This is a genomic window from Pseudomonas sp. BE134 (genome assembly GCF_031456105.1).
GTDB lineage: Bacteria > Pseudomonadota > Gammaproteobacteria > Pseudomonadales > Pseudomonadaceae > Aquipseudomonas.
This window is the reverse complement of record NZ_JAVDUA010000011.1, coordinates 86,446-110,283: the sequence shown is the minus strand read 5'-3', so window position 1 is coordinate 110,283 and position 23,838 is coordinate 86,446. Positions and strand designations below refer to the sequence as shown.

The following is a 23,838-nucleotide window of genomic DNA, read 5'->3' as shown; positions in this document are numbered from 1 at the left end:
CGGCTCCCACATTTTTGATGTGTGTCAGGCCACTGGGATGATGGGCAGGTCGAGGGTATGGTCACCGCTAAACCGTGAAAAAGAGCCGGCAAGCGTTTCGTGCGGCACACCTTTCGCCACATCGCTGGCGTCATCGAGTCGCGACAACTGATCCGCGTTCAGTTGCACGTTCAGCGCCCCCAGCGTCGCATCCAATTGCTCACGGGTGCGCGAACCCAGAATCGGAATCAGCGCGGTGGTCGAGCGCTGGGCTTTTGCCCGCAACCAGGCAATGGCCACGTGCGTGGCGCTCGCCTCCAGTTCGGCTGCAACGGCGAGCAACGTGTCAAGGATGGCGGTTTCCCGGGCGCCTTTTTCCGCATGGATCAACATGCCGAGTTTGGACGCGCGATTGTCGCTATCGTTGGAGCGGTACTTGCCGGTAAGAAAGCCGCCACCCAATGGCGACCACAATGTCGCGGCCAGGCCCAAGGCTTCGGCCATCGGCAGTTGTTCACGTTCGGCAGTGCGTTCTGCCAGGCTATATTCCACCTGAATCGCTGCAATCGGCGAAAAACCACGCACTTCGGCCAACAAGTCGGCGCGGGCGATTCGCCATGCTGGGAAGTTCGACAGCCCCGCGTAATGGATCTTGCCGGCGCGCACAAGATCATCGAAGCCGCGCAAGATTTCCTCCATTGGCGTCACGCCATCGCTCATGTGCGCCCAGAACAGGTCCAGGTGATCGGTTTTGAGCCGGGTCAGGCTTTCTTCCACGGCGCGAACCATGTTTTTGCGGTTGTTACCGGTGTGGGAAATGCTCGCGGACGGCGTCGTCCCCACGGTGTACTTGCTGGCGATAACCAGACGATCGCGCTCTGCCGCGATAAATTCACTGAGCATGACTTCCGACTGACCCGCCTGATAACCGTTGGCGGTGTCGATGAAGTTTCCGCCGGCCTCCAGGTAGCCATCGAAAATACGCTTGGCTTCGTCGCGTTCGGCACCATGACCCCAGCCAGTGCCGAAATTGCCGGCGCCTAGCGCCAGTTCCGAAACCCGCAAGCCGGTTTTGCGGCCAAATACTTTGTAATGCATGGGGTGACTCCTGAGGAAAGACGCCGGGATTGAATATAAATGTCTGGCGACATGTATTAAATATGATGCCAATAATATTAGCCGTCAAGACGCTTTGCCCTTGCTGGTCAAACGAGGCGACGGCCGGCCCCGCAACGAACAGGGAAGCTCCTGGCTGGAGCGCAGCCCGTAGCAGCTGCCGAGCCTGCGAGGCTGCGTCCGGCGACGCAGTCGCCGTAAAACCAGGCACTGCGGTGTAACGGAAAAACCGCATTCGCAGGATCTACGACGACTTCGTCGCCGAACGCAGCCTCGCAGGCTTGGCAGCTGCTACAGTCCGTACGCATAAGGGACGTATACTCCCGCCCATGAATGTCGACTCTCCGTTAAGCGCCTGGCAGCACGCCATCGAGCACAAGGGTTTTGTCCAGGACGAAGCCCAGGAGCACGCTGTGTGGGCGATGCAAAAATGCCACGAAGCCTTGCATGAAGGGCGAGCGCCGATCATGGGCGTTTACCTGTGGGGGCCGGTCGGGCGGGGCAAGACCTGGTTGATGGATCAGTTCTACCAAACCCTGCGTGTGCCGGCCCGACGTCAACATTTCCACCATTTCATGGGCTGGGTGCACCAGCGTTCGTTTCAACTGACCGGCACCGCCGACCCGTTGAAGGCGTTGGCGCGCGAGTTGAGCGAGGAAGTGCGGGTCCTGTGTTTTGACGAGTTGTTCGTCAACGACATCGGTGACGCGATCATTCTCGGGCGCTTGTTTCAGGTGATGTTCGAGCAAGGCGTGGTGATGGTGTGTACTTCCAACCAGCCGCCGGATCAGCTCTACGCCGATGGCTTCAACCGCGACCGCTTTGTGCCCGCCATTGAGGCGATCAAGCAACACATGCAGGTGATTGCCGTGGAGGGCAGTGTAGACCATCGTCTGCACCCCGGCGCTGCGTTGCAGCGATATTGGGTGAGCGATGCCGCGCATCCCGACGCGCTCGGCGACGTGTTCAAGGCGCTGACCATCGGCCAGTCCGTGTCCAGCGAGCCGGTCACGGTCGGCTACCGTCAGGTCAATACCGTGCGGGCCAGCGCCAGCGTACTTTGGTGTCGTTATGCCGACCTGTGCGAGCAACCTTTTTCGGCCATGGACTTCATGACCCTGTGCGACACCCACAGCGCTATTCTTTTGAGTGAGGTGCCCAACCTCAGCGCGCAAAAACGTGAAGGGCGCATCGCCCGAGGCACTGAAGACGCTGCCGAACACGTGGTTGCGGGGGACCGCGAACTGCCGCAACTGTCGGTTCACGACGATGGCGTGCGGCGTTTCATCGCGCTGGTGGACGAGTGCTACGACCGCAAAGTGCCGCTGTACCTCGAAGCACAGGTGCCGATGGAGGCCTTGTACACCGAGGGTTATCTGGAATTTCCGTTCCGTCGCACCTTAAGCCGTTTACAGGAAATGCAGCTGCAACGTTTCGCTGAAGCCTAATTTCCGGGAGCCGCGAACATGAATCAGCCCCTGTCTCATCACTTGCTGACCATGGCTTATCAGAACGCCTGGGCCAATTATCGACTGGCCAAGGCTTGGCACCAGTTGAGTCCGCCTGAACTGTCAGCGCCTCGCGTGAGCTTCTTTCCCAGCCTCATCGCCACCCTCAATCACATCCTGACCTGCGACTGGTTCTACGTGGATGCGCTGGAGCGCGAGTTGCGCGGGGACGATCCGCATCATGATTGTTACGTTTTTTTCAAAGAAGACGTTCCGTTCACCGTCGGCGCTGATCTGAGGCGCGAGCAATCCCTCGTCGACAATCGATTGATCGCTTACTGCGAGCAATTGCGCGACGCAGACCTGGGGCGAATCGTGACCATCGCCCGGGACACGCCGCAACATGACAGTCGTTTGCGCCTGCTGTCCCATCTGTTCGAACACCAGCTTCATCATCGCGGGCAGGTGCATGCCATGCTCAGTGGGACCTCGGTCGCACCACCACAACTGGACGAGTTTTTCTGCGCGGGCGAGTGGGGTCTGAGGGCGGCGGATTTTGCCGAGCTGGGCTGGACCGAGACGCTGATCTGGGGCGTTTGAGGCAGGATCAGGTTGTGGGCGATGGCGACTCGCGATAATGTCCTTCGACTTTGCGGCGCGAGTGACGCGCCGGGACCACTCGACGGGATAGCAACGATGGAAAGGGAATCCGCAGACATTCTTGTACTACAGGCCAGCTACACCAACCCGGTACACGCCGAGGCGATCGGTGTGGTGCTCAATGCCTATGCGCAAGACCCTATGGGCGGCGGACAGGCGTTGCCCGAGGATATTCTGCTGCAATTGCCCGGGGAGCTGGCCAAGCGTCCCCATGCCTTCAGTGTGCTGGCCTTTGTCGACGGCGCGCCGGCCGGGCTGGTCAACTGTTTCGAAGGTTTTTCGACCTTCGCTTGCCGGCCGCTGGTCAACGTGCACGACGTGTCAGTAGTGCCGCAGTTTCGCGGCCTGGGGCTGAGTCAGAAGATGCTGCAAAAGGTTGAGGACATTGCCCGCCAGCGTGGCTGCTGCAAGATCACCCTGGAAGTCCTCGAAGGCAATACGGTTGCGCAAGCGTCCTACGGCAAGTTCGGTTTTGCCGCTGGCATGTTCGACCCGGCCCATGGTCGCATGCTGTTCTGGACCAAGAGTCTTTAAGCGCGCACGAATGTTTTGAGCAGGCATGAAAAAGGGCGCCCCTCGGGACGCCCGGCGGGCTTGAATTACTTCGGTTTGTACGACTCGGTCATTTGCGCGGTTGGATCGGTAGGTACTGGCAGCTCGATGTTTTTGATCTCGAAGCCATTAGCCTTCTGTTGGGCGAGATGCAAACGCTCGTAGTAGAAGCGCATGCGTTCGCCACCGTGTTCTGCAAAGGCTGTGGCTGAACTGAAGATCAACAGGCTGGCGAGGATCAGGGGTGTACGTTTCATGGGTATCTCCCATTACGTGTAGCGGGGGCCTTTCGTCCGTGAACCAATATCGAAATGACATTATCCGCCGATTTGCTCAAATGGGAATGAGCACGTTCGAGCCTCCCGTCCAGGCTTCATGTGACGGTATGTAGCAAAAAGGCGTTGCGCAGGGACACAGCAAAAGGGGCCGAAAACGGCCCCTGAATACATCTACTTTTGAACGACTGCCGGTTCGGTTTTCGGCTTCATCAGGCTGAAGTCGATCAGTGGACGCGCTTCACGCTCATAAGGGTTACCGATCATCAACGGGCGCGGCTTGAAGCTGTCACTGACCAGGCTCTTGCTGCGGTCCAGTTCATCAGCATTCAAACCGGCCAGATCCGCCCAGGTGTGAATCAGCTGCGAGCTGCTGTAAGGCCGGCTCAAGTCGGCAGCAAAGTTCCAGTCATGGTTTTCGCGCCATTTTGGCGAAGCCCAGGCCATGAAGGGAATGGTGTACATCGGTGCGGTCGGCTTGTTCTCGTTACGCCCCAGGGTCGTGTGACCGACGGAGTCGAACACATCCTCGCCGTGGTCGGAGAGGTACAGCAGGAAGCCATTCGCATCGGACTTGGCGTAGTCCTTGATCAGGCTGGACACCACGAAATCGTTGTACAGCACGGCATTGTCATAGCTGTTGTACGTCGGCACCTGATCGTCGCGCACGCCGGCCGGCACACCTTTGCGGTCGGTGAACTTGTCGAACGCCGGAGGGTAGCGGTACTGGTAGCTCATGTGTGTGCCGAGCAAATGCACAACGATCAGTTTGCGCGGCGCCGCATCGGCCAGGGCCTTGTTGAACGGCTCGATCACGTCGCCATCGTACTGGGCGGCATTCTGGTTACGGTTGTTGTTCAGGTACACCTGCTCGTCGGCCTGCTCAGAGAAGGTCGTCAACATGGTGTTGCGCTTGGTCATGGTCTGCTGGTTGGTGATCCAGAACGTCTTGTAACCCGCCTGTTTCATCATGCTGACCAGCGACGGCGTGGACAGGTAAAGGTCCGGGTTTTCTTCGTCAGCGAAGGTCAGCACCTGCTGCAACGCCTCAATGGTGTAAGGGCGCGGGGTGATAACGTTGTCGAAGACCGCCAATTGATCCTTTAGCTTGTCCAGTTCCGGCGTGGTTTGACGCGGGTAACCGTAGAGGCTCATACGCTGACGGTTGGTGGACTCGCCGATCACCAGCACCAGGGTGGCGGGCTGGTTGGCCATCGTATCCGTCAGGTTTTTCAGCGGAGCAATCTTGCTCGTGCTGTGCAACATGTCCTGCATGCCCGCCAGGGTCTGGAGATAACGGTGGTAAGCCACAACCATCTGCCATGGCACGGCAGGCTCGATGCGGGTTTCGAACTTATCGAAGCCTTCAGCGAAACTGCCGGTACGCGCGGTCTGCTTGACCAGCGGGTAACCAACCACGGCAATCACAACGGCTGTCGCCGCCACTAGCGCTTTCCAGCGCGGCAGATAAATCGGGCGCAAGCGAGTCCACAGGAAATAAGCGAACAGCGTGTGGGCGAGGAACGCTGCGACCATCCACCAGGCGAAGTACTGGGTCATGTATTCGCCAGCTTCAGAGATGTTCGACTCGAACATGATGAAGATGACGCTCTGGGAAAATTCCTGCTGATAAATAAAGAAGTAACCCAGGCTGGCCATCGAGCAGGCCCAGAGCACGACGCCGATCACTGCCGCCATTACGCGCGTCTGTTTAGGGAACAACAGCATCGGCGCAAGCCAGATGGCGCTCATGACAAAGGCCTGACGGAACCCGGTGAAGCCCGAAGTACCGGTCAGTTGGATAAGTAATTGGGTGATGCCGGAGAAATACCAGAAGAACAGAAATAACCAGAGTAAACCTGCCCAATCGAAACCTTCCGCAGACGTATTGCTGCGTTTAAACAAAGCCATGCAACGCTCCAGCCAGAAATCACTACGACGTCGAGCCATCCATTGCCGACGAAAGAAAACCGCACGAGAACCGAGCGGCCATAATGATTGGCAGTATCAATAAGCAAATGTGAAGAAATTGTGAAAGCGTGTGTCGCAGGGGAAAGGCGGGGGCGGAAACAGCGGAAGGCTGTCTCCGAATGACTTGAAAAATCAGGCGTGGGGGGCGCGCTGTTTAATGGGCAGGGGTGTCGTCTGAGTGCCTTGAGTCAGCTGACGCAGTTGCGCGAGTTCCTGTTTCAAGAGGTCGCGCTCTTCTTTCAACTGGCGCAATTCCTCGCGATGGATCGTGACGTAAAGAGTTTGTGCGGGTCGTGCTGCGTGTACTGTGCCCATTGCTCACCTCGCAAATGGCTGACTCAACTGTAGACCTGCCCTGTGAGAGGGTGCTGATCCACTATCGGCGCTGATTTTGAATTCTTTTTATCGCCAAGGGAACTTTTTTATTTTTCATGGTCGTTGTGTCTTCGGTGTGATTACCGACGTTATCCATCAGGATCGGGCACAATGCCCGGAAACTATGTGCCAACGCTCTGGACTAACCCCATGAGTCACGTTGGGCTATAACCTTTGACACACATTATTTGTAGTAGGGAGCATCAGCACATGCAACTCGGGATCATTGGACTGGGCCGCATGGGCGGCAATATTGCGCGGCGCCTGATGCTCAATGGGCATACCACTGTCGTTTACGACCGCAATACCGCCTTCATCGAAACCTTGACGGCCGAGGGCGCTACGGGCGCCGCTGACCTGCCGGCCCTGGTTGCTGGCCTGGAGAAGCCGCGAGCGGTCTGGGTCATGCTGCCTGCTGGCGCACCGACCGAAGACACCATCGACACCCTGAGCACCTTGCTCGAAGCCGGCGATACCATCATCGACGGCGGTAACACCTTCTATAAAGACGACATTCGCCGGGCCAAAGCCTTGGCGGAAAAAGGCCTGCACTACATCGACGTTGGCACCTCCGGCGGCGTCTGGGGTCTGGAACGCGGCTATTGCATGATGATCGGCGGCGACGCCGACGTGGTGAAACGCCTGGACCCGCTGTTCGATAGTCTGGCACCGGGCATGGGTGATATTCCGCGCACCAAGGACCGCAAGTCCGATGACGATCGCGCGGAACGTGGCTACATACACGCCGGCCCAGCAGGTTCCGGGCATTTCGTGAAGATGATCCACAACGGCATCGAATACGGAATGATGCAGGCCTTCGCCGAAGGTTTTGACATTCTCAAAACCAAAGCCAGCACCAACCTGCCGGAAGACCAGCGTTTTGACCTGAACGTCGCCGACATCGCCGAAGTCTGGCGCCGTGGCAGTGTAGTTTCGTCCTGGCTGCTCGACCTGACGGCCGACGCGCTGGCCAGCGACCCGAAACTCGACGGTTTCTCCGGTTCGGTGGCTGACAGCGGTGAAGGTCGCTGGACCATCGAGGCCGCCATGGAGCAATCGGTGCCTGTGCCGGTGCTGTCGAACTCGTTGTTCTCCCGCTACCGTTCGCGCGGCCAGGGCACCTTTGGCGACAAGATTCTATCGGCCCAGCGCTTCGGCTTCGGCGGCCATGTGGAGACTTCGAAAAAATGCCCCGTCTGATCCGCAATAAATCCAAGGCAGAACCCGCACCACCGACCACGCTGTTCCTGTTCGGTGCCCACGGTGACCTGGTCAAGCGCCTGCTGATGCCGGCGCTGTACAACCTGAGTCGCGACGGTCTGCTGGGGGATGGATTGCGGATCATCGGCGTTGACCACAACGCCATCACTGACGACGCCTTTGCCCGCAAGCTCGAAGACTTTATTCGAAGCGAAGTGGCGGCCAAGGTCGGAAAGGGCGATCAAGCCCTTGATCCGCAGGCGTGGGCCAAACTGGCCCAAGGTATCAGCTACGTCCAGGGCGACTTCCTGGACGACAGCACTTATCAAGCGCTGGCGGCGAAAATCGCCGCCAGCGGCACCGGCAATGCGGTCTTTTACCTGGCGACCGCGCCACGTTTTTTCAGCGAAGTAGTGCGTCGGCTCGGCGCGGCGGGTTTGCTGCAAGAGACGCCGCAAGCATTCAGAAGGGTGGTCATTGAAAAACCGTTCGGCTCCGATCTGCAAACCGCCGAAGCCTTGAATGCGTGCTTGCTCAAGGTGATGACGGAAAACCAGATCTACCGGATCGATCACTACCTGGGCAAGGAAACCGTGCAGAACATTCTGATCAGCCGGTTTTCCAACAGCCTGTTCGAAGCGTTCTGGAACAACCATTACATCGACCACGTGCAGATAACCGCCGCCGAAACCGTCGGCGTGGAAACCCGTGGCAGTTTTTATGAACACACCGGCGCCTTGCGGGACATGGTGCCCAATCACCTGTTTCAGTTATTGGCGATGGTGGCAATGGAGCCGCCGGCCGCGTTTGGCGCCGATGCGGTCCGTGGTGAAAAAGCCAAAGTCGTGGGGGCCATTCGCCCTTGGTCTACCGAGGAGGCACGGGCCAATTCGGTCCGCGGGCAATACGCCGCTGGCGAAGTCGACGGCAAGCCATTGCCGGGGTATCGCCAGGAAAACAACGTGGCGCCCGACAGCACCACCGAAACCTACGTGGCGCTCAAAGTCATGATCGACAACTGGCGTTGGGTCGGTGTGCCGTTCTACTTGCGCACCGGTAAACGCATGAGCGTGCGCGATACCGAGATCGTTATCTGCTTCAAACCGGCGCCGTATGCGCAGTTCCGTGATACCGAAGTCGATGAGCTGCAACCGACCTACCTGCGGATCCAGATCCAGCCTAACGAAGGTATGTGGTTCGACCTGTTGGCCAAGCGGCCTGGCCCGGCGTTGAAGATGGCCAATATCGAACTGGGCTTTGCGTACAAGGACTTCTTCGAAATGCAGCCGTCCACCGGCTACGAAACCCTTATATATGATTGCCTGACCGGCGATCAGACGCTGTTCCAGCGCGCCGACAACATTGAGAACGGCTGGCGCGCCGTACAGCCGTTCCTCGATGCCTGGCAGCAGGACGCGACGGTTCAGCATTACGCGGCCGGTGAGGACGGCCCTGCCGATGCCGATGAGCTGCTGGCCCGTGACGGTCGCGTCTGGCATAGCGTTGGATGAGGGGCGGGGTGCAGTTTAAGTCTGTGTTACAGCCAGAAACTCACCGCATACCAGCCCAATCCGCCCATCACCACCGTATACGGCAACGCCATCCACACCATCCTCCCGTATGACAGGCGAATCAGCGGTGCAATCGCCGAGGTCAGCAGAAACAGGAACGCGGCCTGGCCATTGGGTGTCGCTACGCTGGGCAGGTTTGTCCCGGTGTTGATTGCAATGGCCAGCGTCTCGAAGTGATCACGGGTCATTTGGCCGGTGATAAACGCATGTTTAACTTCAGTAATGTAAATGGTCGCCACAAATACGTTGTCGCTGATGGCGGACAACAAGCCGTTGGCAATAAACAGCATGCCCGGTTGCTGATGGGTTGGCAGCGTCAATACCCAATGAATCAGCGGAGTGAACAATTGCTGGTCGTGAATCACCGCCACCACCGCAAAAAACACCACCAGCAACGCAGTGAACGGCATAGCGTCCTTGAACGCATTGCCGATACGATGCTCGTCAGTGATGCCGGTGAACGCAGTGATCAGGACGATCACCATCAACCCGATCAGGCCGACTTCCGCGATGTGGAACGCCAACCCTGCAATCAGGATCAGCGCAGCGGTGCCTTGCACCAACAAGGCGGCGCGTTGGCGTGAGGTTCGTTCGGCGTTGTCTTCGTCAGCATAGTTGGCCAGCACCGCGCGCACGTTGTCCGGCAGCAGGGTGCCGTAACCGAACCAGCGCAGTTTCTCCAGTAACACGCAGGTCACCAGGCCGACGACCAGCACCGGCAGCGAAACCGGGGCCACCTTCAAAAAGAATTCGGCGAAATGCCAACCCATTTCATGGCCGATCAGCAGGTTCTGTGGTTCACCCACCAGCGTGCACACGCCGCCTAATGCCGTGCCCACGGCACCGTGCATCAACAAGCTACGCAAGAAGGAGCGGAACTGTTCGAGGTCTGCATGGTGAAGTGCGGGTAAGTGCTGGTCATCGGTGAACTCGCTGTCCTGGCGTGGATCATTGCCCGAAGCGACTCGGTGATAGACCGAATAAAACCCCATGGCCGCACTGATAATCACTGCCGTCACGGTCAAGGCATCCAGGAAGGCCGACAGGAATGCCGAAAGGAAGCAGAACATCAACGCCAGAAGTGCCTTGGAGCGAACCCCCAGCAGTAAGCGCGAGAACAGAAACAGCAGCAGGTCTTTCATGAAATAGATACCGGCCACCATGAACATCAGCAGCAGGATGACCGGAAAGTTGTGCAGCAGTTCGTCATACAGCGCCTGTGGCGTGGTCATTTTCAGCAGCAGTGCTTCGATCAGCAGCAGTCCGCCGGGCATCAGCGGATAACACTTGAGCGCCATCGCCAGGGTGAAGATGAATTCCAGCACCAGCAACCAACCGGCTGCGACCGGACCGACCGTCCATAGCACCAGAGCGTTGATTATCAGGAAACCGAGAATGCTTGCCTTGTACCAGCGAGGTGAGTTGCCGAGAAAGTTATGCGTGAACGCCTGGGTCATTGAACCGGACATCGGCTACTCCTTGTTTAAAGTAGCGCGCAACTTGCCGTAACAAGATGGGAATATCAAGCTCGGGGAAGCAGTCCGGTCTAACTTAGGTATCGCACTACAACGGCCTTGTAGTTGCCATCCAATGAATAACCGCCCACGACAACTTTACCGTCAGCCTGAATGGCCACCGACGTCGCGGTGTCCAGGCAGCGGCCCAGACGCGTGCGAACCCAGCAAGTGCCTTCGGCAAAGCCAGGGTCTGGTTGCCCGCTGGGTAAATAGCGGGCCAGGAGGAAATCGGCTTCAATCCCGCCGAGGGTGGCGCCGACCGCCACTACACGGCCATCTGACTGGCGCCGGGCGGCAGTCCACTGGCAGCTGTTGCGTCCAATGCTCAGTAGCTGAGGCTTACCGCCGTTGCAATGAACATCCGGGTGACCATTACTGTGTACTTTCAAGGCGAGGCAGTTCATGGGGTCGCGACTGCTGCCAAGACACAGCAAGTCGCCATTGTCTTGTTCAATGATCTGGCTGACCTGAGCGCCGCGCTCCGCAGCCCTGAACGTCATAAAACCATCCGCCGCGAAGGATTCATCCAGATGACCGTCAGGAAGATAGCGGGCCAGCAAACCTTCTTCGGGGAAATTGACCGATCCGCCGACCATTATCCGGCCATCGCGTTGCACCATCAGGCTGCTGAGCCAGGAGTTCATCAGCAAGTGCCTGACGATGACAAACCCGCGGCCGTTGAAGGACGTGTCCAACGCGCCCTGGCGGGTGAGGCAGATCAGCAGGCCGACATGATCAGCCAGTTCGAAATGATGATTGGCCAGCAGCAGGATTCGGCCGTCAGCCTGGACCTGTACGTCGCAGCCTTCGGCGCCCGGGACGCCAGGGGGGAGCCAGAGATCGCGCATGCCCAGGGACAGGTTCCCCGGCAGGCGTACGACGCAAAGCCCGTTGTCGGCAAAGTGTTCGACGGGATGGCCCTGCGAATCGAACAGCGCCAATGCGGGCAACGTTCGATGAGCGTTTTCATAGTGCAGGCCGGCCACCAGAATATGCCCATTGGCGAGGACGTGGACTTTGCCCGCCATTGCCTCGTGACCGTGCTGGAACTGCCCGATAACGCTGCCATTGGTGCCAAATGCGAGGTCCGCCGAGCCATCCTCAAGTAATCGAGCGAGGCCAAAGCAGCTGCCATTCGGCATACCGACGGTCGCCGCCACCAGCAGGCGACCATTGGCGTCAATCTCCACGCCGTTGGCGATACTTGAAAGGCTACCGGCGAAATACACTTGAGTTTTGCCACTGGAGGCGAAACTGTGATCCAGGTCGCCAGCGATGTTCCGTGATGCAGGTAGGGCAAAAGCCGTTTGGTGTGGCATGCACGCATCTCCTTGCGAGCTGACCGAAACCCGAGGGGCGGGAGGGCAACTGTCTGCTAAACATTCAATCCCTGAATGATCGATCGCACAACTGTCATAACTAACAGGCGGAGGGTCACTGTGTGCCAGAACAGTGTCTTTTCGTACCACTGACAAGTCTGCCAAGTAATTCGATACGGCGAAGTTGCAGTGGGGGCGCGCTGTTACTGTTGAAAACAGCCAACTTGATAACAGGCGAAGGGGCGGACTACGTTGTAGTAATCCGCAATCGCCCTTAGTGCGGCATGGACCATGACTGTAATTGATAACCTTCCTGGCTCAGCTCGGCTCGGGCCTGCTGAAGCAGGTGTTCGAGTTTTACCGGGTCGCAATAGGCGCTGCTGGGGATCTGGGTGTGACCGATATGGGTATTGGTGCGGTCAATGACCGTGATGCAAAGCTCGCCATTGCCATCTTGTTGAGCCCAGGCGACGCAGTGGAAAGGCTGGAACGCGCGGTCGGCAATCAAAAGAGCTTCGTTGATACGGAGCGGGGCGGTCATGGGGTCTTCTCTCTGTATGCCCAATCAAGTGATGTGCCGTCGGTTGGGCTTACCGTGCGGCTGGTTACTTGTACTGATGCCCCCAACAGCGGGTCAGGTCACACACAATCAAAAGAAATTTCAAGTTTCTTTCAAATGCGCAACGCAAACGCATCTTTTGAAAGCTGACCGAAAGATTTGACTCGTCAGGTAACTCACAAAAAAACCTTCTTATAACTAACTAAGTAGTGCTTCTATAATCAATCGATACAAGGGCCTGTCAAATTCTTGCTAATGTTACAGCCAGGTCCGCCAAATGACTGTTTTTTCGAATAATTCCTAAAATTTGGCGTCAAGGAACAGTCATGATCGAAACGCCTGCGTTACGACGTCTGTTAGTAGTAGACCCCTGCGATGACTGTCATCGTCTGTTACCGGGTTTGCGCTCTGTGGGCTGGGATGTCGACAGCAGTTCTTTGGAGAACGCCACCGATCTAACCTGCGACGTTGGCCTGTTGCGCTTACAACCTTTTCATCTGGAACGCCCCGAGCCCGTCAAAGAGTTGATCAGTCGCAGTGGCACTGAGTGGATCGCCGTGCTCGATCAGGAAATTCTGCGCTTGCAGAATGTCGGGGATTTCGTTTGTGAATGGTTTTTCGACTTCCATACCTTGCCGTTTGACGTGTCCCGGGTTCAAGTCACGCTGGGGCGGGCGTTCGGCATGGCGCGCCTGCGCGGGAAGGGCACGATTCACGTCCAACAGAATGAACACGAGCTACTGGGCGATAGCAAGCCGGTTCGTGAACTGCGTAAATTGCTGAGCAAGCTGGCGCCCACCGAGTCTCCGGTATTGATTCGTGGTGAAAGCGGTACTGGTAAAGAACTGGTCGCCCGCACACTCCATAAACAATCCCAGCGTCACAACAAACCCTTTGTCGCGATTAATTGCGGCGCAATTCCTGAACACTTGATCCAGTCCGAATTGTTTGGGCACGAGAAGGGGGCCTTTACCGGCGCTCATCAACGCAAGGTCGGACGAATCGAAGCGGCCAATGGCGGCACGCTGTTTCTGGATGAGATCGGTGACTTGCCCTTGGAGCTGCAAGCCCATCTGTTGCGCTTCCTGCAGGAAAAACACATCGAGCGTGTCGGTGGCGGTCAGCCGATTCCAGTGGATGTGCGGGTGTTGGCGGCGACTCACGTAGACCTTGAGGACATGATCGAGAAAAATCGCTTCCGCGAAGATTTGTACTACCGCCTGAACGTACTGCAAGTCGATACCGCCCCACTGCGTGAGCGCCTTGCTGATTTATCGATGCTGGCCAACCACTTTTCCCACTTCTACAGCCATGAAACCGGCCGCCGTCCTCGCAGTTTCAGCGATGACGCGCTGATTGCCATGGGCAAGCATGACTGGCCAGGCAATGTGCGCGAGCTGGCCAACCGGGTACGACGCGGGCTGGTGTTGGCTGAAGGTCGGCAGATCGAGGCGCGAGACTTGGGGTTGATCAGTCACCATACGATCGCGGTGCCGATGGGCACGCTGGAAAACTATAAGGACCGGGCAGAGCGCCAGGCCTTATGCGATGTACTTAACCGCCACAGCGATAATTTGAGCATCGCCGCCAAGGTACTGGGGATATCCAGACCTACCTTCTACCGTTTATTGCACAAGCATCAGATACGCTGATTTGTAGCTGGAAGCCGCAAGCCGCAAGCCGCAAGCCGCAAGTAAAACGAAAAAACCCGCCGAAAAAAGCGGGTTTTTTGTGTGCGCTAGTTAGAAGTAGTACGGGAATTTCAGGCTGAAGGAAAAGTCTGGCGCATCTTCGGTGACGCCGATGGCCAGGTTGGGAACGATCGTCAGGTTTTCGGAGGCTGCCAGGGTCATGCCGATGTTGAAGTTGGCCGAGTTGTAATCGCTGTTGGTGATTGATTGCCAATCGCCACCGTCCGGCTTGATCTTGCTCTTTCTGGCGAACTGATCAGTGAACGAAAACGACATACTCATTTTTTCGTTCAAGGCGAATGCAATACCGGCGCCGACCTGCCAGGAATCGCCCAGTTTCACGTCCCCAGGCACCTTGGAATTGACCTGAGGACTGATGTCACTGAAAGATTCTTCCATGTTGTAGGTGTAGGCCAGGCTGCCGAACAGCACGGCCGGGTCGAAGGTCTTGACCAGCGAGATACCCGGGGTGATCGACCAGACACCATTGCCGGTAGGCAAGTCCTCGGGTACCGAGAGGTTATCGTTGTTGGGGTCATTGACCAGCTTGATGCCGTAAGGATCATCACCGGTCGGCGCCTTGAGGCGCAGGGTAAAGACCGAGTCGGGCAGATTGGCGGTCTCATCCAGAAACTTGTAAGCAACGCCAACGTTCACATCGCCGATAGTCGGGTCGCGTGTAACGGTTGCGTCCGACGTCACCGGACCTGCACCACCAGCGCCACCGGAGGAGTACGTTGATTCGCGATAGATCACGGGGACGTTAATGTCGAACTGCCAACGTTGCGCCACGTTGTAGCGGGCGGTGAGGTCCAGGGTCCAGTTATCCGCCTTGATGCGGTCGAGGTTGATGTTGCCGAGGAAAATCGAGTCCAGTGCGAGGAAGCCGTTGAGCGTCAGTGCACGGGTATCGAAGTGGGTGTAGGTCAGGCCGGTTTCGACGCTGAACTTGCCGCCGCCGAAGAAGCCACTGGCCTCGTCGTACAGGTTGGAAACGCTTTGTGCCGGTTGCGAGTCATCCTGGAGCGATTGGCCGTATGAACTGCCAGTGGTTCCCGGCGCTCCGGCGGCCACTGTCTGGCCACCCTTGACTGTTTCAGCAGGGGATTTGGTCAGGCGTTGGGGAACAGGGGTAGCAGGAGCTTCTTCGACTTGACGAACGCGCTGTTCGAGTACCATCAGCGCTTGCTGTTGTGCTTCGTAACGCTGTTTCAACTCCATGAGTTGTTGTTTCAGCGCTTCGACTTGAGGGTCCGATGCTGCGTAAAGCAGAGTGGCCGGTGCCAGGCTACTCAAACAAACAACAACTCTGAACGTTAACGATCGTTGCATGGGTTAGCCGTCCCTTCTGACACTCCATCTGGTGAAACTCAGCGTAGATCAGAATCCGAGAGCGCGAAGACCTTTGAGCTGGTCCAGATTGCCGTTAAGCGAACCGGCTGTCGGCACGTTGTCCCGCAGTACGACATTGAGGGACGTGAGGTTGCGGACCTGGTTGCCACCGCCGAGTAACGTCGCGTTCTGCATCAGCCCACCCTGGGCCAGACGTTGTACGGTACTGCCTTGGTTGTTGTTGGCCACGATGTTGAGTTGTACACCGGTACCGGTCGAGGACACGCTCAGGGAGCCCGCACCATTGGCGCCGATCAACGTCGAGCCTGCGGCCAGTGCCTGGCCCTGCTGTTGCAATGCCGGTGCCTGGTTAGCCTTTGTGACGTTGATGTCAACGTTGTTGTAGGCAATGTTATTGTCGCCGGCAGCACGCACGACTTGAGTGACCCCTTCGGTGCTGTTGAGGCCGCTGCCGCCAGTGACGGTACCGGTTCCGATGTTTGGCGAACGCGCCGAGCCATTTCCTTTTTCGTCGATCATCGACACGTAAAACTGCGGCGTGATGGTCGATTGTTGAATTTGCATCGAGGAAGTTGCCCCGATCACTTCACCGTTGGCATTTTGCCAGGTACTGGTCATGGCAATGCCGAAACTGATGATCCGTCCCGGCATGACATAGCGACCTCGCAAAACCGACAGTTCCTGATCGCTCAGTTCAATGGGTTTGAATGTCTGAGCCTGGATTGGCAGGCTGGCGGTCAGGCAGACCACGACCAGCCACATTGGAGTCTTCATGGGTGCTCCCGGAGCATCGTGCTCCTTGTTATTAGAAGAAGTCGCTTTGAATGAATCCGAAATCCATCAATTCTGCGTCTTGCACCGGGTTGAAGGTGTTGACGCGATTCCTGGCGGTTAGTGGCAGGGGCGGGTCGAGCAGCGCATTGGTCTTGTCGTAGCCCTGGCCAATGACGGCAAAGATGATGCCGTTCCAGCCTTTGACAAAGTCGTCGACTTTGTAGCGTTTATGGCCAAGTACCGGATCTCCGATATAGACCCAGCCCTGATGCACTCTTTGCATGACCACAAAATGTTTGTAGCCACGGATATCCAAGAGGACCACAACCGGAATTTTGATTTCGTTCAACGTCTCCGTCGATACCCGATAACCACGGGCCCGCATGCCGATACTTTCCACGTAACGCTTCATGTCGAGCATCGAGAAGCCCTGAACGCGGACAAGATCATGATCGGATTGAGCCAGCATGCCTTCGATGACTTGTTCTTCATTCACGTCCAGCCAGTAGGCCTGGCGCAAAATGGTCGCCAGCGCAGCTGCGCCGCAACTGAAGTCGGTTTTCTGTTGGACCAGGTCGGCAAATTTACGCTCGCGGATGCTTTGGATCGGCTTGTACACCACCGCGCCGCCAGGCAGGACGGATAACGGCATTTGTGCAGCCTCGCTCACGCTGGCCACGCAAAGCAAAAATGCCAAGGCGATGATACGCATGGTTGAACGCCTTCTGGTTGTTTTAAAAAGGCCCCCATAAGGGGGCCTCCAGAGCTAGCATTTAGAACGATTGGTTGGAAATGGCCAGCGAGTTGCTTTGTTGGTTACCCACACCAGCAGCTACGTTGACACCCAGGTTGCCACTGCCGCCATTCACCGAACCGCTCAGGGTTGCAGTGTTGGTCACAGGGTTTGCCCAGCCAGTTGGAGTCAGCACTTGATAAGAGTAGGTGTTGCTCAAATCATAGGAGCTGCTTTCACTGAAGCCTCCCTGTTTGGCGAACTCAGACTCGGACGATTTACTGCCCGATTTTTCGTACGCCGAGGCGCTGGCTTTTTCATACGATGCATCGAGCGATTTACTGAAAGACGAGTCTTTCGATTTGTCGTACGAAGATTCGTGCGAACTGCTGGACGCGGAGTCGCGGGTTCTGTCGAACGAGGATTCGCGCGATCTGTCGAACGAGGAATCACGCGACCTGTCGAACGAGGAGTCGCGCGAACGGTCGAACGAAGTGTTTAGCGATGCGTCAACATTTGCACCCAGCGAAGCGTTTAACGATGCCTCGGAACTGCTGCTGCGGGTGCGATTGCCGAAGGTAGTGGAGTTGGAAGCTGCCGCCGCCGCGTCCAGGCTAGCGTTCAACGAAGCGCTCAAAGCAGCATTATTAGAACCGCTGGCATTGCTGCTGTTGGTACCGCTGGCATTGCTGCTGTTGGTGCCGCTCGAAGCGCTGCTGTTGGTACCGCTGGCACTGCTGCTGTGGGTGCTGCTCGAAGCACTGTTGTTGGAACCGCTGGCACTGCTGCTCTTGGCGCCGCTTACAGCCACGTTAAGGGAGCCGCTGGCACTGTTGCTTTTTGCACCGGCGGCGTTCCAGCCCGAAGAAGCGCTTTGACTGCCGCTGAGCTCGAACGCATTTTCTCGAGAGAAACTACCGCTGGCGGTGTTGGTAACGGTGATCGTATCTACGCGGTAGGTGCGATCGGCGTTGTTGTTGACTGTCAGGCCAGGACCGTTTTGATCGGCAGAAGCGGTAGCTCTTGCGTTACCCAATGGAGCATTGGAGTTGGCAATTGCCATGGTATTTTTCTGCTGGTTAAGGTCGCCACCAGCAATGTTGATACCCATATTGCCGCTGCCGCTATTGCCCGATCCGCTCATCGTGGCAGTGTTGGTGCTTCCGTAGTTGTTGACCCTGTTATTGTTGCTGGATTGAATAACGCTAGCCGTGGCAACGGAAGTACCGAACACGAAGCTGTTATCCAGACTCGAGTCGGAGGCAGCGTTTGCGATGGCGGCTGCGTTGTCTTGCTGGTTGCCAGAGCCTGCAGCCACGTTGACGCCAACGTTGCCGCTTGTGCCATCGCCAGAACTGCTCATCTCGGCTGAGTTGATAGTCCCTTCGTTACGGATGGTGTTGCCAGTACTGCGTTGCCTATCGTTCGCATTGGCCGTCGCGCTGATAGGGATCATTGTTGGACGAGGAGGTTGGTTGTTTTGTTGGCCACCGTTGTTGTCATCATCGTTGTCATGATTATGGTGACGCGGGGCAGCTTGTACAGCAACAGCCATGACCGCAGCAATTGCGAAAACCAGAGGCCTTATTGCCATTGAAGGTTTCATGGTGATTCTCCGTACTTGTTTTAGGTTAAGTGTTGTTCTTACCTACTAGGGTCAATCCGCGACCCGTACGCTCAGAGTGTTTGCCATTCGGTTTCCCACCCCGGCGCTCTGATTCAACTGAATTACCCCACGACTACCAGTGAAGGCCTGGTCACTAGTAGTGACTTGGCGATAGCCTGCTGCAGGGTCAGTTGGATCAAAGTTGTTGAACAGCGCCACGTTCTGTTGCATGAGGACGCTGTCGTCGATACTTTCCGGCTGCGTACCGATACTGATACGCAGTGCGTTGGCTTGCTGGTTACTGGCACCGGTGCTTTGGTTGACACCCAGGATGCCGTTGCCATGACTGAAGGAGTCGCCCTGGATGCTGGACCGGGCATCCATCTCGGGGTCGACAGGGGAGCGCAACCGTTGGCGAATCTGGGTGGTCGCGCTGGCTCCATGGCCAGCCGCGATGGCGCGGGCGTTAGCCTGTTGTTGTTGATCACCGGCTGCCTGGTTGACCGAGAGGTTGCCCTGGTACTGCATACCTGAACCGTCGATGTTGGCGTTGTTGACGACGGGGGATTGGGCGAAGGTCGATGCACTGCAGAACATGGCGATAGTCAGCAGCGTACGAGTCATTTTTGGCCTCCCAATATGTTCATCATTGGGCTCAGGCCTTTGGCGACGCTTGAATTGACCATGTTGGCAATGCCGTTGCCGCCATTTCCCGAACGTCCACCGGGGAGGTTGGTCAGCTGGGTCTGGTTGGTGATATTGCCGCCCAGGTTGTTGGTGCCTTGAGCAACCAGGCGATTGATGCCTGCACCACTGGCCACGTTGGCGAAGTCACCATCGCTCAACTCGTTCGTTTGTTTGAGGATATGTTGGGACGGATTGGCATTGACGGTTGTGGGGTCAGGGTCCGGAACCAACGGAGGGATCGTCGCGTTTCGCGTCTGAACATCACGTTTGATGATTATGATCCCGTTGGTACCCGGTAAAGAGTCAGCCAGTACGGTCAGGCTGACACTTGAGGCCAGTGCACATCCGATAATAAGGAAGTTATAGATACCTTTATCAAATTTCCCCACAGCGGCAATTCCTTCTGTAAGTGGAGCGCTGGCCCTATCAGCGCTGCCATATATAGAGCAGAAGGTGTGCCGGTTTTGGATCTTCCTATAAAAACAGTCACTTGCCTTTGAATGTTGAGGTGATAAAAACATTCCTGTATCGCCACTGAAACAGCGCCCACGCAAGCGCGCCGGCCATGTTCGCGCGATTGCTCGCCAAAGTCGGTGAAGGCAGGTTGTATCAGTGATTTAACATTTTCTGGTTATAGTGCCCGGACCGCTTTAGCTCGCGGTTCTGCGCGGTGCTGGGTGTTTCAGGGATGGACATTTTCGCTAGGGCGCGCCTCGTCACACCGTGAGCAAGCGTGACACAGCCTCAAATGCCTCATCCTTGCGCTGTTTCCAATCACCTTGCAGTACCTGACAAGGCTGGCGGTGCAGGTCAAGCCATTGGCGGCTTGCCTGGAAAAACGCCTGGCGTTCTGCCAGTTGCGGTTGGCAACGCTGGCCGTCGTCATGCCAAGCCACGGTCTCAGGGCTCAGCAGCAAATGCAAGTCGTAGTGACGCTCCAGCAGTGCTTGCTCGATCCATGTCGGGCAACCGCCAAACAACGTGTGACTCCAAAGGATATTGCTTAAGAGATGTGTATCGAGGATCAGCAGTGACGGCTGTTGGGCTCGTGCTTCATCTTCCCAAGCCAACTGGCCATGTGCTATCGACGTAATATCATCGTAGCAGGTATTGCGCACATTACTGTCGATGAAATGCCGAACGTACTCATTGACCAAAATGCCGCCGAAATTGGCGTGAATCTCGCCCGAAAGCCAGCTTTTGCCACTGGATTCAGGCCCCGTGAGCACCAGCACCTTCATGCGCGTAATGCCGGGTCGGCACGCCATTCACGCCAGCCTAGCACGGCCAGCAGAAGGAACAAGGCATAGAGGGCAGAGGTGAGGTACATGCCTTTATAGATGAACAGCCCGACAAAAATCACGTCAACGGCGATCCACAGTGGCCAACATTGCACGCGTTTTTGCGCCATCCACATCTGTGCGACCAGGCTGAAGCCGGTCAGTGCGGCGTCCAGCCATGGCTGGGCGGCATCGGTCCAGTGCGCCATGGCGGCGCCCAGCAGCACACTGCCCAGCGCGCCCACAGCAAGGCACAGGGCCACCGACTTTGCGTCGAGCCGGCTGACCTGCCGGCCGGTATTCGCCTCGCCTGCGCGAGTCCATTGCCGCCAGCCGTAGAGCTGCAGCGCGGCGTAGATCACTTGCAGGAGCATGTCCGAATACAGCTTCACCTCAAAAAAGATCCAGCTATAAAGCAGCACCATGACCAGACCGATCGGCCAGCACCAAGGGTTCTGTTTGACCGTCAACCAGACGGCGATGACACCGAGGGCGGCGGCAAACAGTTCAAGCCCGGACATGGAGGATCCTTGGGAAAGCGAAGTAGGGGGGCGGATTGTACCTAGACGACAACAAAAAGTGTTAGTCAGGCAAAATCAGTAGGCAGGACTTGGCTTTACTAAATATACTGGAAATAACTTATTAAAAACAAAACATTGGATATTAGGCAAAAGCCTGTTGTGGGCAATGTTTGAATACGTACGCAAAGCATTGCGTGTTGTGCGCAACTAGCTTGGTGGCGGAGTCAGTTATCAGTTTGGTCAACAGGCGAAGCTGAGCATGATAAAAATACAAAGATGTATTAATTATTCTGGCTGCTAGCGTCAAGGGTGATTGTGTTCGAGTAAAAATACGCGGACACAATCGCCCTTAAATAGTTGGAGTCGCAAGGTGTGTTTGACAGAGGGTTGCGTTTTTCACCTCTGGGGGTGATCCCTACAGAGCGACGTGATCAGTTGGTATTTTTGTCGTGTATTTAGGTTGATATTTATCCCACCCAGTCAATGAAAAAACCGACTCATGCGAAACAGGAGCGCCGCGTAAAAAAAACTTAACATTTTCTTTCACATTATCATCGTCGCGGTGTCGATAAATCCAGCGCAATTCATGTGCGGTTATAGCCTGACCATGAGGGCCGCTTTTACTTGCAATATCTGGGATGGAGTCTACAAGATGGTCCACACAAAAAATCACCGATTTTTCTCGCACGCTGGTTTGGAACTCAAGCCCCGCCTTACTTGTTTTTGAAAGTCGTTCTGTGATGGTAAGGGTGTTAAACTTTTGTATGTTTGTAACGTTGTATCTTTCGTGGTTTTCCAGGAAGCTTTTAAAATCCATCGCTCTATCATAGTCATTTAAGGTCTGTTTGATTTCTTCGTCTGAACGAAACTTCGAAAAAGACTTGCTATCCCAAATTGCGTTGGTTAGTGTGTTTTGCATTACTATGTCTTTATCTGAGAAATCATTTAAAATATTGATGGCGCGAAATACTGGCCCCCTTCCATGCGCTGTGCCATACACTATATCTCCAGGGCGAAAATGCATGGTTGCATCGATAGAGGTATTATCGTAAGTTACACCCGGAACTTTAAGGCACTCCGGGTTAATTTTGACTTTGCCATTAGTGGCAATATTGACATTGGGTGGAATGTTTTGTGGTTGTATGTCCCAGTCTGTTCTACTGCTTGAATACAATAGTATCTGTGAGAGATCGCTCGGCAGCTCTGTAGGGAGTTTTACTTCGTCGCAGTATTTTATTTCCAGCGTCTTCAAACTGCCAGGTAGTTCAGGTAAAGCTGAAAGTCCATCGCAAATCTCAAGTGAAAGCGATAACAATCCTTCTGGAAGCGCAGGCACAAAATAGCTATTGACTGAAAAACGCAATAATCCATCAGGTAGTTTTAGTTGCTTAATATTACTGAATTTTTCTAGAGTGATTTCTTCTAAGTTATTTGGAAGGCTTGATATCTCAAGGTCTTTACACTTATATATCTGAAGTTTTTTCAAACTGTCAGGTAGTTTTGGTATGGCTGAGAGTCCATTGCAGTCATCAAGTTTTAGCGTCAACAATCCTTCTGGAAGAGGAACCACAAAATTGCTATCGACTGATAGGTGCAATAGCCCAGTAGGCAATTTAGGAAAACATTCAATGTTCTTGCAGTTTATGAGTGTGATGTCTTCTAGATTCTCTGGAAAACATGGTATTTCTAGGTTTGGAATATTGATTAGTTTTAGCTGTTTTAAATCGTTTGGTAGGGGTGGGAGCGAACTTAGTTTGTCGCCGATACAATGAATTGTCAGTGATGACAACTCTTTCGGAAGTGGAGGTAGTGAAGAGATATCATAAGCGCATATCTCCAAAGTTCCGGTTGAGCATGCATCTCGTATTTGACTTGCGATATAACTCCGATCTTCATTTTTAGGGGCGTTCTTTTCCCAATGGCTCACCGGGTCTAATTGTGCAGCATCACTTCCTGTGGAGTAGGTGGTTGATAATGGATTTCCTGTTAGTCCTGCTAGCATATTGATGCTCCTTCTATAGGCTTAGAGTCTTAAGTTAAATCGCTTTTTTATGGGTTTATACCATTGTGACTGCGACGTTCTTGATTTCGGCCGAAAATAGACTGCTTGAATATTTTTAGCAGTATTGTTATCGAGCAATAAAAATCCGGCTTCTATAAAACGCTCACTTCGGCCCCAGTTACGAGGTAGATAGTTGTGCACTTTATCCGAGGCACTTCGCGTAGTGACCACACGCTGATCTTGTTCGGGGAGTATTTACATTTTTAGTAGGCAGAAATGCAGAAGCACAATTGTGGCGAGGGAAGCCCGGCGCCACCGGGTTCATCGTTTGTATTGATGTCCACCACCACATGGGCTTGCTGCAATGTCGCGCTGGCGATATAGGCGTTCAAACCGTTGAGGTTGCGCAACGCCTGGCTAATCGCATTCAGACTTGCACCGGCCAGGTCGGCCTGTTCGATTGTCAATCGTGATGCACAGCTGCTGTCGTCGATGACTTTGACCGCCGCTTCCGAATGACTCTGCAAGCGTTCGATTATCGACTGGATTTCGGCCGTGGACTTCTGCGTGCCCCGGGCCAGCAGGTGCACTTCATCGGCCACCACCGCAAATCCTCGACCCAGCTCACCGGTCCGGGTAGCTTGCCGTT

General features: G+C 55.6%; 22 protein-coding genes and 1 pseudogene. 6 read left to right on the top strand and 17 right to left on the bottom strand.

The annotated features are described in order from the left end of the window. Nucleotides 1-24: 24 nt before the first annotated feature. Nucleotides 25-1,077 carry an aldo/keto reductase gene (locus J2Y56_RS11650; protein WP_007949405.1) on the bottom strand — a complete coding sequence of 351 codons (1,053 nt, stop codon included), beginning with the start codon at nt 1,075-1,077 and terminating at the stop codon, nt 25-27. 347 nt (nt 1,078-1,424) lie between these two features. On the opposite strand from J2Y56_RS11650, the gene zapE reads away from it, so the two are divergent. The 3 genes from zapE to J2Y56_RS11635 all read left to right on the top strand — a co-directional run bounded on the left by zapE (nt 1,425) and on the right by J2Y56_RS11635 (nt 3,737). Continuing rightward, nucleotides 1,425-2,543: a cell division protein ZapE gene (gene zapE, locus J2Y56_RS11645; RefSeq protein ID WP_310350224.1), complete on the top strand. Its 1,119-nt coding sequence runs from the start codon at nt 1,425-1,427 to the stop codon at nt 2,541-2,543. An 18-nt stretch (nt 2,544-2,561) separates the two neighbouring features. Further along, the gene (locus J2Y56_RS11640) at nt 2,562-3,143 is read left to right on the top strand and encodes a DinB family protein (protein ID WP_310350222.1); all 582 of its coding nucleotides are present in this window, start codon (nt 2,562-2,564) and stop codon (nt 3,141-3,143) included. 96 nt (nt 3,144-3,239) lie between these two features. Beyond that, nucleotides 3,240-3,737 (top strand): GNAT family N-acetyltransferase, encoded by a 498-nt coding sequence (locus tag J2Y56_RS11635; RefSeq protein ID WP_310334466.1) that lies wholly within the window; start codon nt 3,240-3,242, stop codon nt 3,735-3,737. Nucleotides 3,738-3,802: 65 nt separating this feature from the next. On the opposite strand, the gene J2Y56_RS11630 is transcribed toward J2Y56_RS11635, so the two are convergent. From J2Y56_RS11630 to J2Y56_RS11620, 3 genes are all read right to left on the bottom strand, one after another. Next, a complete protein-coding gene (locus tag J2Y56_RS11630) occupies nt 3,803-4,012 on the bottom strand; it encodes a hypothetical protein (protein WP_007949401.1) in 210 nt (69 codons plus the stop codon). A gap of 192 nt (nt 4,013-4,204) precedes the next feature. Next, nucleotides 4,205-5,941, bottom strand: a complete 1,737-nt coding sequence (locus J2Y56_RS11625) for a phosphoethanolamine transferase CptA (protein WP_007949400.1) — start codon at nt 5,939-5,941, stop codon at nt 4,205-4,207. A 192-nt stretch (nt 5,942-6,133) separates the two neighbouring features. After that, nucleotides 6,134-6,316 (bottom strand): DUF6026 family protein, encoded by a 183-nt coding sequence (locus tag J2Y56_RS11620; RefSeq protein WP_007949399.1) that lies wholly within the window; start codon nt 6,314-6,316, stop codon nt 6,134-6,136. A 270-nt stretch (nt 6,317-6,586) separates the two neighbouring features. Here J2Y56_RS11620 and gnd point away from each other — a divergent pair, with 270 nt between their 5' ends. Further along, complete coding sequence (gnd, locus tag J2Y56_RS11615) at nt 6,587-7,576, top strand: phosphogluconate dehydrogenase (NAD(+)-dependent, decarboxylating) (RefSeq protein ID WP_310350219.1); 990 nt, start codon at nt 6,587-6,589, stop codon at nt 7,574-7,576. Beyond that, nucleotides 7,564-9,087, top strand: coding sequence for a glucose-6-phosphate dehydrogenase (gene zwf, locus J2Y56_RS11610; protein WP_310350217.1), 1,524 nt, complete (start codon nt 7,564-7,566; stop codon nt 9,085-9,087). The genes gnd and zwf overlap by 13 nt, the downstream gene beginning before the upstream one ends. 26 nt (nt 9,088-9,113) lie before the next feature. Here the strand turns inward: zwf and nhaB are convergent, their stop codons facing one another. The 3 genes from nhaB to J2Y56_RS11595 all read right to left on the bottom strand — a co-directional run bounded on the left by nhaB (nt 9,114) and on the right by J2Y56_RS11595 (nt 12,524). Further along, entirely contained in the window at nt 9,114-10,616 is a 1,503-nt protein-coding gene (gene nhaB, locus J2Y56_RS11605) for a sodium/proton antiporter NhaB (protein ID WP_310350214.1), read from the bottom strand. A 77-nt stretch (nt 10,617-10,693) separates the two neighbouring features. Then, a complete protein-coding gene (locus J2Y56_RS11600; protein ID WP_007949392.1) occupies nt 10,694-11,983 on the bottom strand; it encodes a hypothetical protein in 1,290 nt (429 codons plus the stop codon). A 274-nt stretch (nt 11,984-12,257) separates the two neighbouring features. Beyond that, complete coding sequence (locus J2Y56_RS11595; RefSeq protein ID WP_310334470.1) at nt 12,258-12,524, bottom strand: hypothetical protein; 267 nt, start codon at nt 12,522-12,524, stop codon at nt 12,258-12,260. A gap of 344 nt (nt 12,525-12,868) precedes the next feature. Here J2Y56_RS11595 and J2Y56_RS11590 point away from each other — a divergent pair, with 344 nt between their 5' ends. Beyond that, complete coding sequence (locus J2Y56_RS11590; protein ID WP_007949390.1) at nt 12,869-14,194, top strand: sigma-54 dependent transcriptional regulator; 1,326 nt, start codon at nt 12,869-12,871, stop codon at nt 14,192-14,194. A gap of 90 nt (nt 14,195-14,284) precedes the next feature. On the opposite strand, the gene J2Y56_RS11585 is transcribed toward J2Y56_RS11590, so the two are convergent. The 10 genes and pseudogenes from J2Y56_RS11585 to J2Y56_RS11540 form a co-directional block, all read right to left on the bottom strand. After that, on the bottom strand, nt 14,285-15,565 hold the full coding sequence (locus J2Y56_RS11585; RefSeq protein WP_310350209.1) for a hypothetical protein: 1,281 nt from the start codon (nt 15,563-15,565) through the stop codon (nt 14,285-14,287). 48 nt (nt 15,566-15,613) lie between these two features. After that, on the bottom strand, nt 15,614-16,360 hold the full coding sequence (locus J2Y56_RS11580; RefSeq protein WP_310350207.1) for a hypothetical protein: 747 nt from the start codon (nt 16,358-16,360) through the stop codon (nt 15,614-15,616). 31 nt (nt 16,361-16,391) lie between these two features. Next, on the bottom strand, nt 16,392-17,072 hold the full coding sequence (locus J2Y56_RS11575; protein WP_007949385.1) for a C39 family peptidase: 681 nt from the start codon (nt 17,070-17,072) through the stop codon (nt 16,392-16,394). Nucleotides 17,073-17,133: 61 nt separating this feature from the next. Next, the gene (locus tag J2Y56_RS11570; protein ID WP_007949384.1) at nt 17,134-18,699 is read right to left on the bottom strand and encodes a hypothetical protein; all 1,566 of its coding nucleotides are present in this window, start codon (nt 18,697-18,699) and stop codon (nt 17,134-17,136) included. A 51-nt stretch (nt 18,700-18,750) separates the two neighbouring features. After that, nucleotides 18,751-19,323: a hypothetical protein gene (locus J2Y56_RS11565; protein ID WP_007949383.1), complete on the bottom strand. Its 573-nt coding sequence runs from the start codon at nt 19,321-19,323 to the stop codon at nt 18,751-18,753. Then, nucleotides 19,320-19,775: a hypothetical protein gene (locus tag J2Y56_RS11560; protein WP_007949382.1), complete on the bottom strand. Its 456-nt coding sequence runs from the start codon at nt 19,773-19,775 to the stop codon at nt 19,320-19,322. Before J2Y56_RS11560 ends, J2Y56_RS11565 begins: the two co-directional genes overlap by 4 nt. A gap of 327 nt (nt 19,776-20,102) precedes the next feature. Further along, nucleotides 20,103-20,627 carry an AAA family ATPase gene (locus J2Y56_RS11555; RefSeq protein WP_007949381.1) on the bottom strand — a complete coding sequence of 175 codons (525 nt, stop codon included), beginning with the start codon at nt 20,625-20,627 and terminating at the stop codon, nt 20,103-20,105. Next, complete coding sequence (pnuC, locus tag J2Y56_RS11550; protein WP_310350205.1) at nt 20,624-21,187, bottom strand: nicotinamide riboside transporter PnuC; 564 nt, start codon at nt 21,185-21,187, stop codon at nt 20,624-20,626. The genes J2Y56_RS11555 and pnuC overlap by 4 nt, the downstream gene beginning before the upstream one ends. Before the next feature lie 415 nt (nt 21,188-21,602). After that, complete coding sequence (locus J2Y56_RS11545) at nt 21,603-23,189, bottom strand: hypothetical protein (RefSeq protein WP_310350203.1); 1,587 nt, start codon at nt 23,187-23,189, stop codon at nt 21,603-21,605. A gap of 326 nt (nt 23,190-23,515) precedes the next feature. Continuing rightward, a pseudogene (locus J2Y56_RS11540) lies at nt 23,516-23,833 on the bottom strand (methyl-accepting chemotaxis protein); the annotation flags it as partial. Nucleotides 23,834-23,838 lie beyond the last annotated feature (5 nt).

What these genes read in the sequence shown, in the direction of transcription:
- J2Y56_RS11650 (WP_007949405.1), bottom strand. Translation starts at nt 1,077, where the DNA reads ATGCATTACAAAGTATTTGGCCGCAAAACCGGCTTGCGGGTTTCGGAA.
- zapE (WP_310350224.1), top strand. Translation starts at nt 1,425, where the DNA reads ATGAATGTCGACTCTCCGTTAAGCGCCTGGCAGCACGCCATCGAGCAC.
- J2Y56_RS11640 (WP_310350222.1), top strand. Translation starts at nt 2,562, where the DNA reads ATGAATCAGCCCCTGTCTCATCACTTGCTGACCATGGCTTATCAGAAC.
- J2Y56_RS11635 (WP_310334466.1), top strand. Translation starts at nt 3,240, where the DNA reads ATGGAAAGGGAATCCGCAGACATTCTTGTACTACAGGCCAGCTACACC.
- J2Y56_RS11630 (WP_007949401.1), bottom strand. Translation starts at nt 4,012, where the DNA reads ATGAAACGTACACCCCTGATCCTCGCCAGCCTGTTGATCTTCAGTTCA.
- J2Y56_RS11625 (WP_007949400.1), bottom strand. Translation starts at nt 5,941, where the DNA reads ATGGCTTTGTTTAAACGCAGCAATACGTCTGCGGAAGGTTTCGATTGG.
- J2Y56_RS11620 (WP_007949399.1), bottom strand. Translation starts at nt 6,316, where the DNA reads ATGGGCACAGTACACGCAGCACGACCCGCACAAACTCTTTACGTCACG.
- gnd (WP_310350219.1), top strand. Translation starts at nt 6,587, where the DNA reads ATGCAACTCGGGATCATTGGACTGGGCCGCATGGGCGGCAATATTGCG.
- zwf (WP_310350217.1), top strand. Translation starts at nt 7,564, where the DNA reads ATGCCCCGTCTGATCCGCAATAAATCCAAGGCAGAACCCGCACCACCG.
- nhaB (WP_310350214.1), bottom strand. Translation starts at nt 10,616, where the DNA reads ATGTCCGGTTCAATGACCCAGGCGTTCACGCATAACTTTCTCGGCAAC.
- J2Y56_RS11600 (WP_007949392.1), bottom strand. Translation starts at nt 11,983, where the DNA reads ATGCCACACCAAACGGCTTTTGCCCTACCTGCATCACGGAACATCGCT.
- J2Y56_RS11595 (WP_310334470.1), bottom strand. Translation starts at nt 12,524, where the DNA reads ATGACCGCCCCGCTCCGTATCAACGAAGCTCTTTTGATTGCCGACCGC.
- J2Y56_RS11590 (WP_007949390.1), top strand. Translation starts at nt 12,869, where the DNA reads ATGATCGAAACGCCTGCGTTACGACGTCTGTTAGTAGTAGACCCCTGC.
- J2Y56_RS11585 (WP_310350209.1), bottom strand. Translation starts at nt 15,565, where the DNA reads ATGCAACGATCGTTAACGTTCAGAGTTGTTGTTTGTTTGAGTAGCCTG.
- J2Y56_RS11580 (WP_310350207.1), bottom strand. Translation starts at nt 16,360, where the DNA reads ATGAAGACTCCAATGTGGCTGGTCGTGGTCTGCCTGACCGCCAGCCTG.
- J2Y56_RS11575 (WP_007949385.1), bottom strand. Translation starts at nt 17,072, where the DNA reads ATGCGTATCATCGCCTTGGCATTTTTGCTTTGCGTGGCCAGCGTGAGC.
- J2Y56_RS11570 (WP_007949384.1), bottom strand. Translation starts at nt 18,699, where the DNA reads ATGAAACCTTCAATGGCAATAAGGCCTCTGGTTTTCGCAATTGCTGCG.
- J2Y56_RS11565 (WP_007949383.1), bottom strand. Translation starts at nt 19,323, where the DNA reads ATGACTCGTACGCTGCTGACTATCGCCATGTTCTGCAGTGCATCGACC.
- J2Y56_RS11555 (WP_007949381.1), bottom strand. Translation starts at nt 20,627, where the DNA reads ATGAAGGTGCTGGTGCTCACGGGGCCTGAATCCAGTGGCAAAAGCTGG.
- pnuC (WP_310350205.1), bottom strand. Translation starts at nt 21,187, where the DNA reads ATGTCCGGGCTTGAACTGTTTGCCGCCGCCCTCGGTGTCATCGCCGTC.
- J2Y56_RS11545 (WP_310350203.1), bottom strand. Translation starts at nt 23,189, where the DNA reads ATGCTAGCAGGACTAACAGGAAATCCATTATCAACCACCTACTCCACA.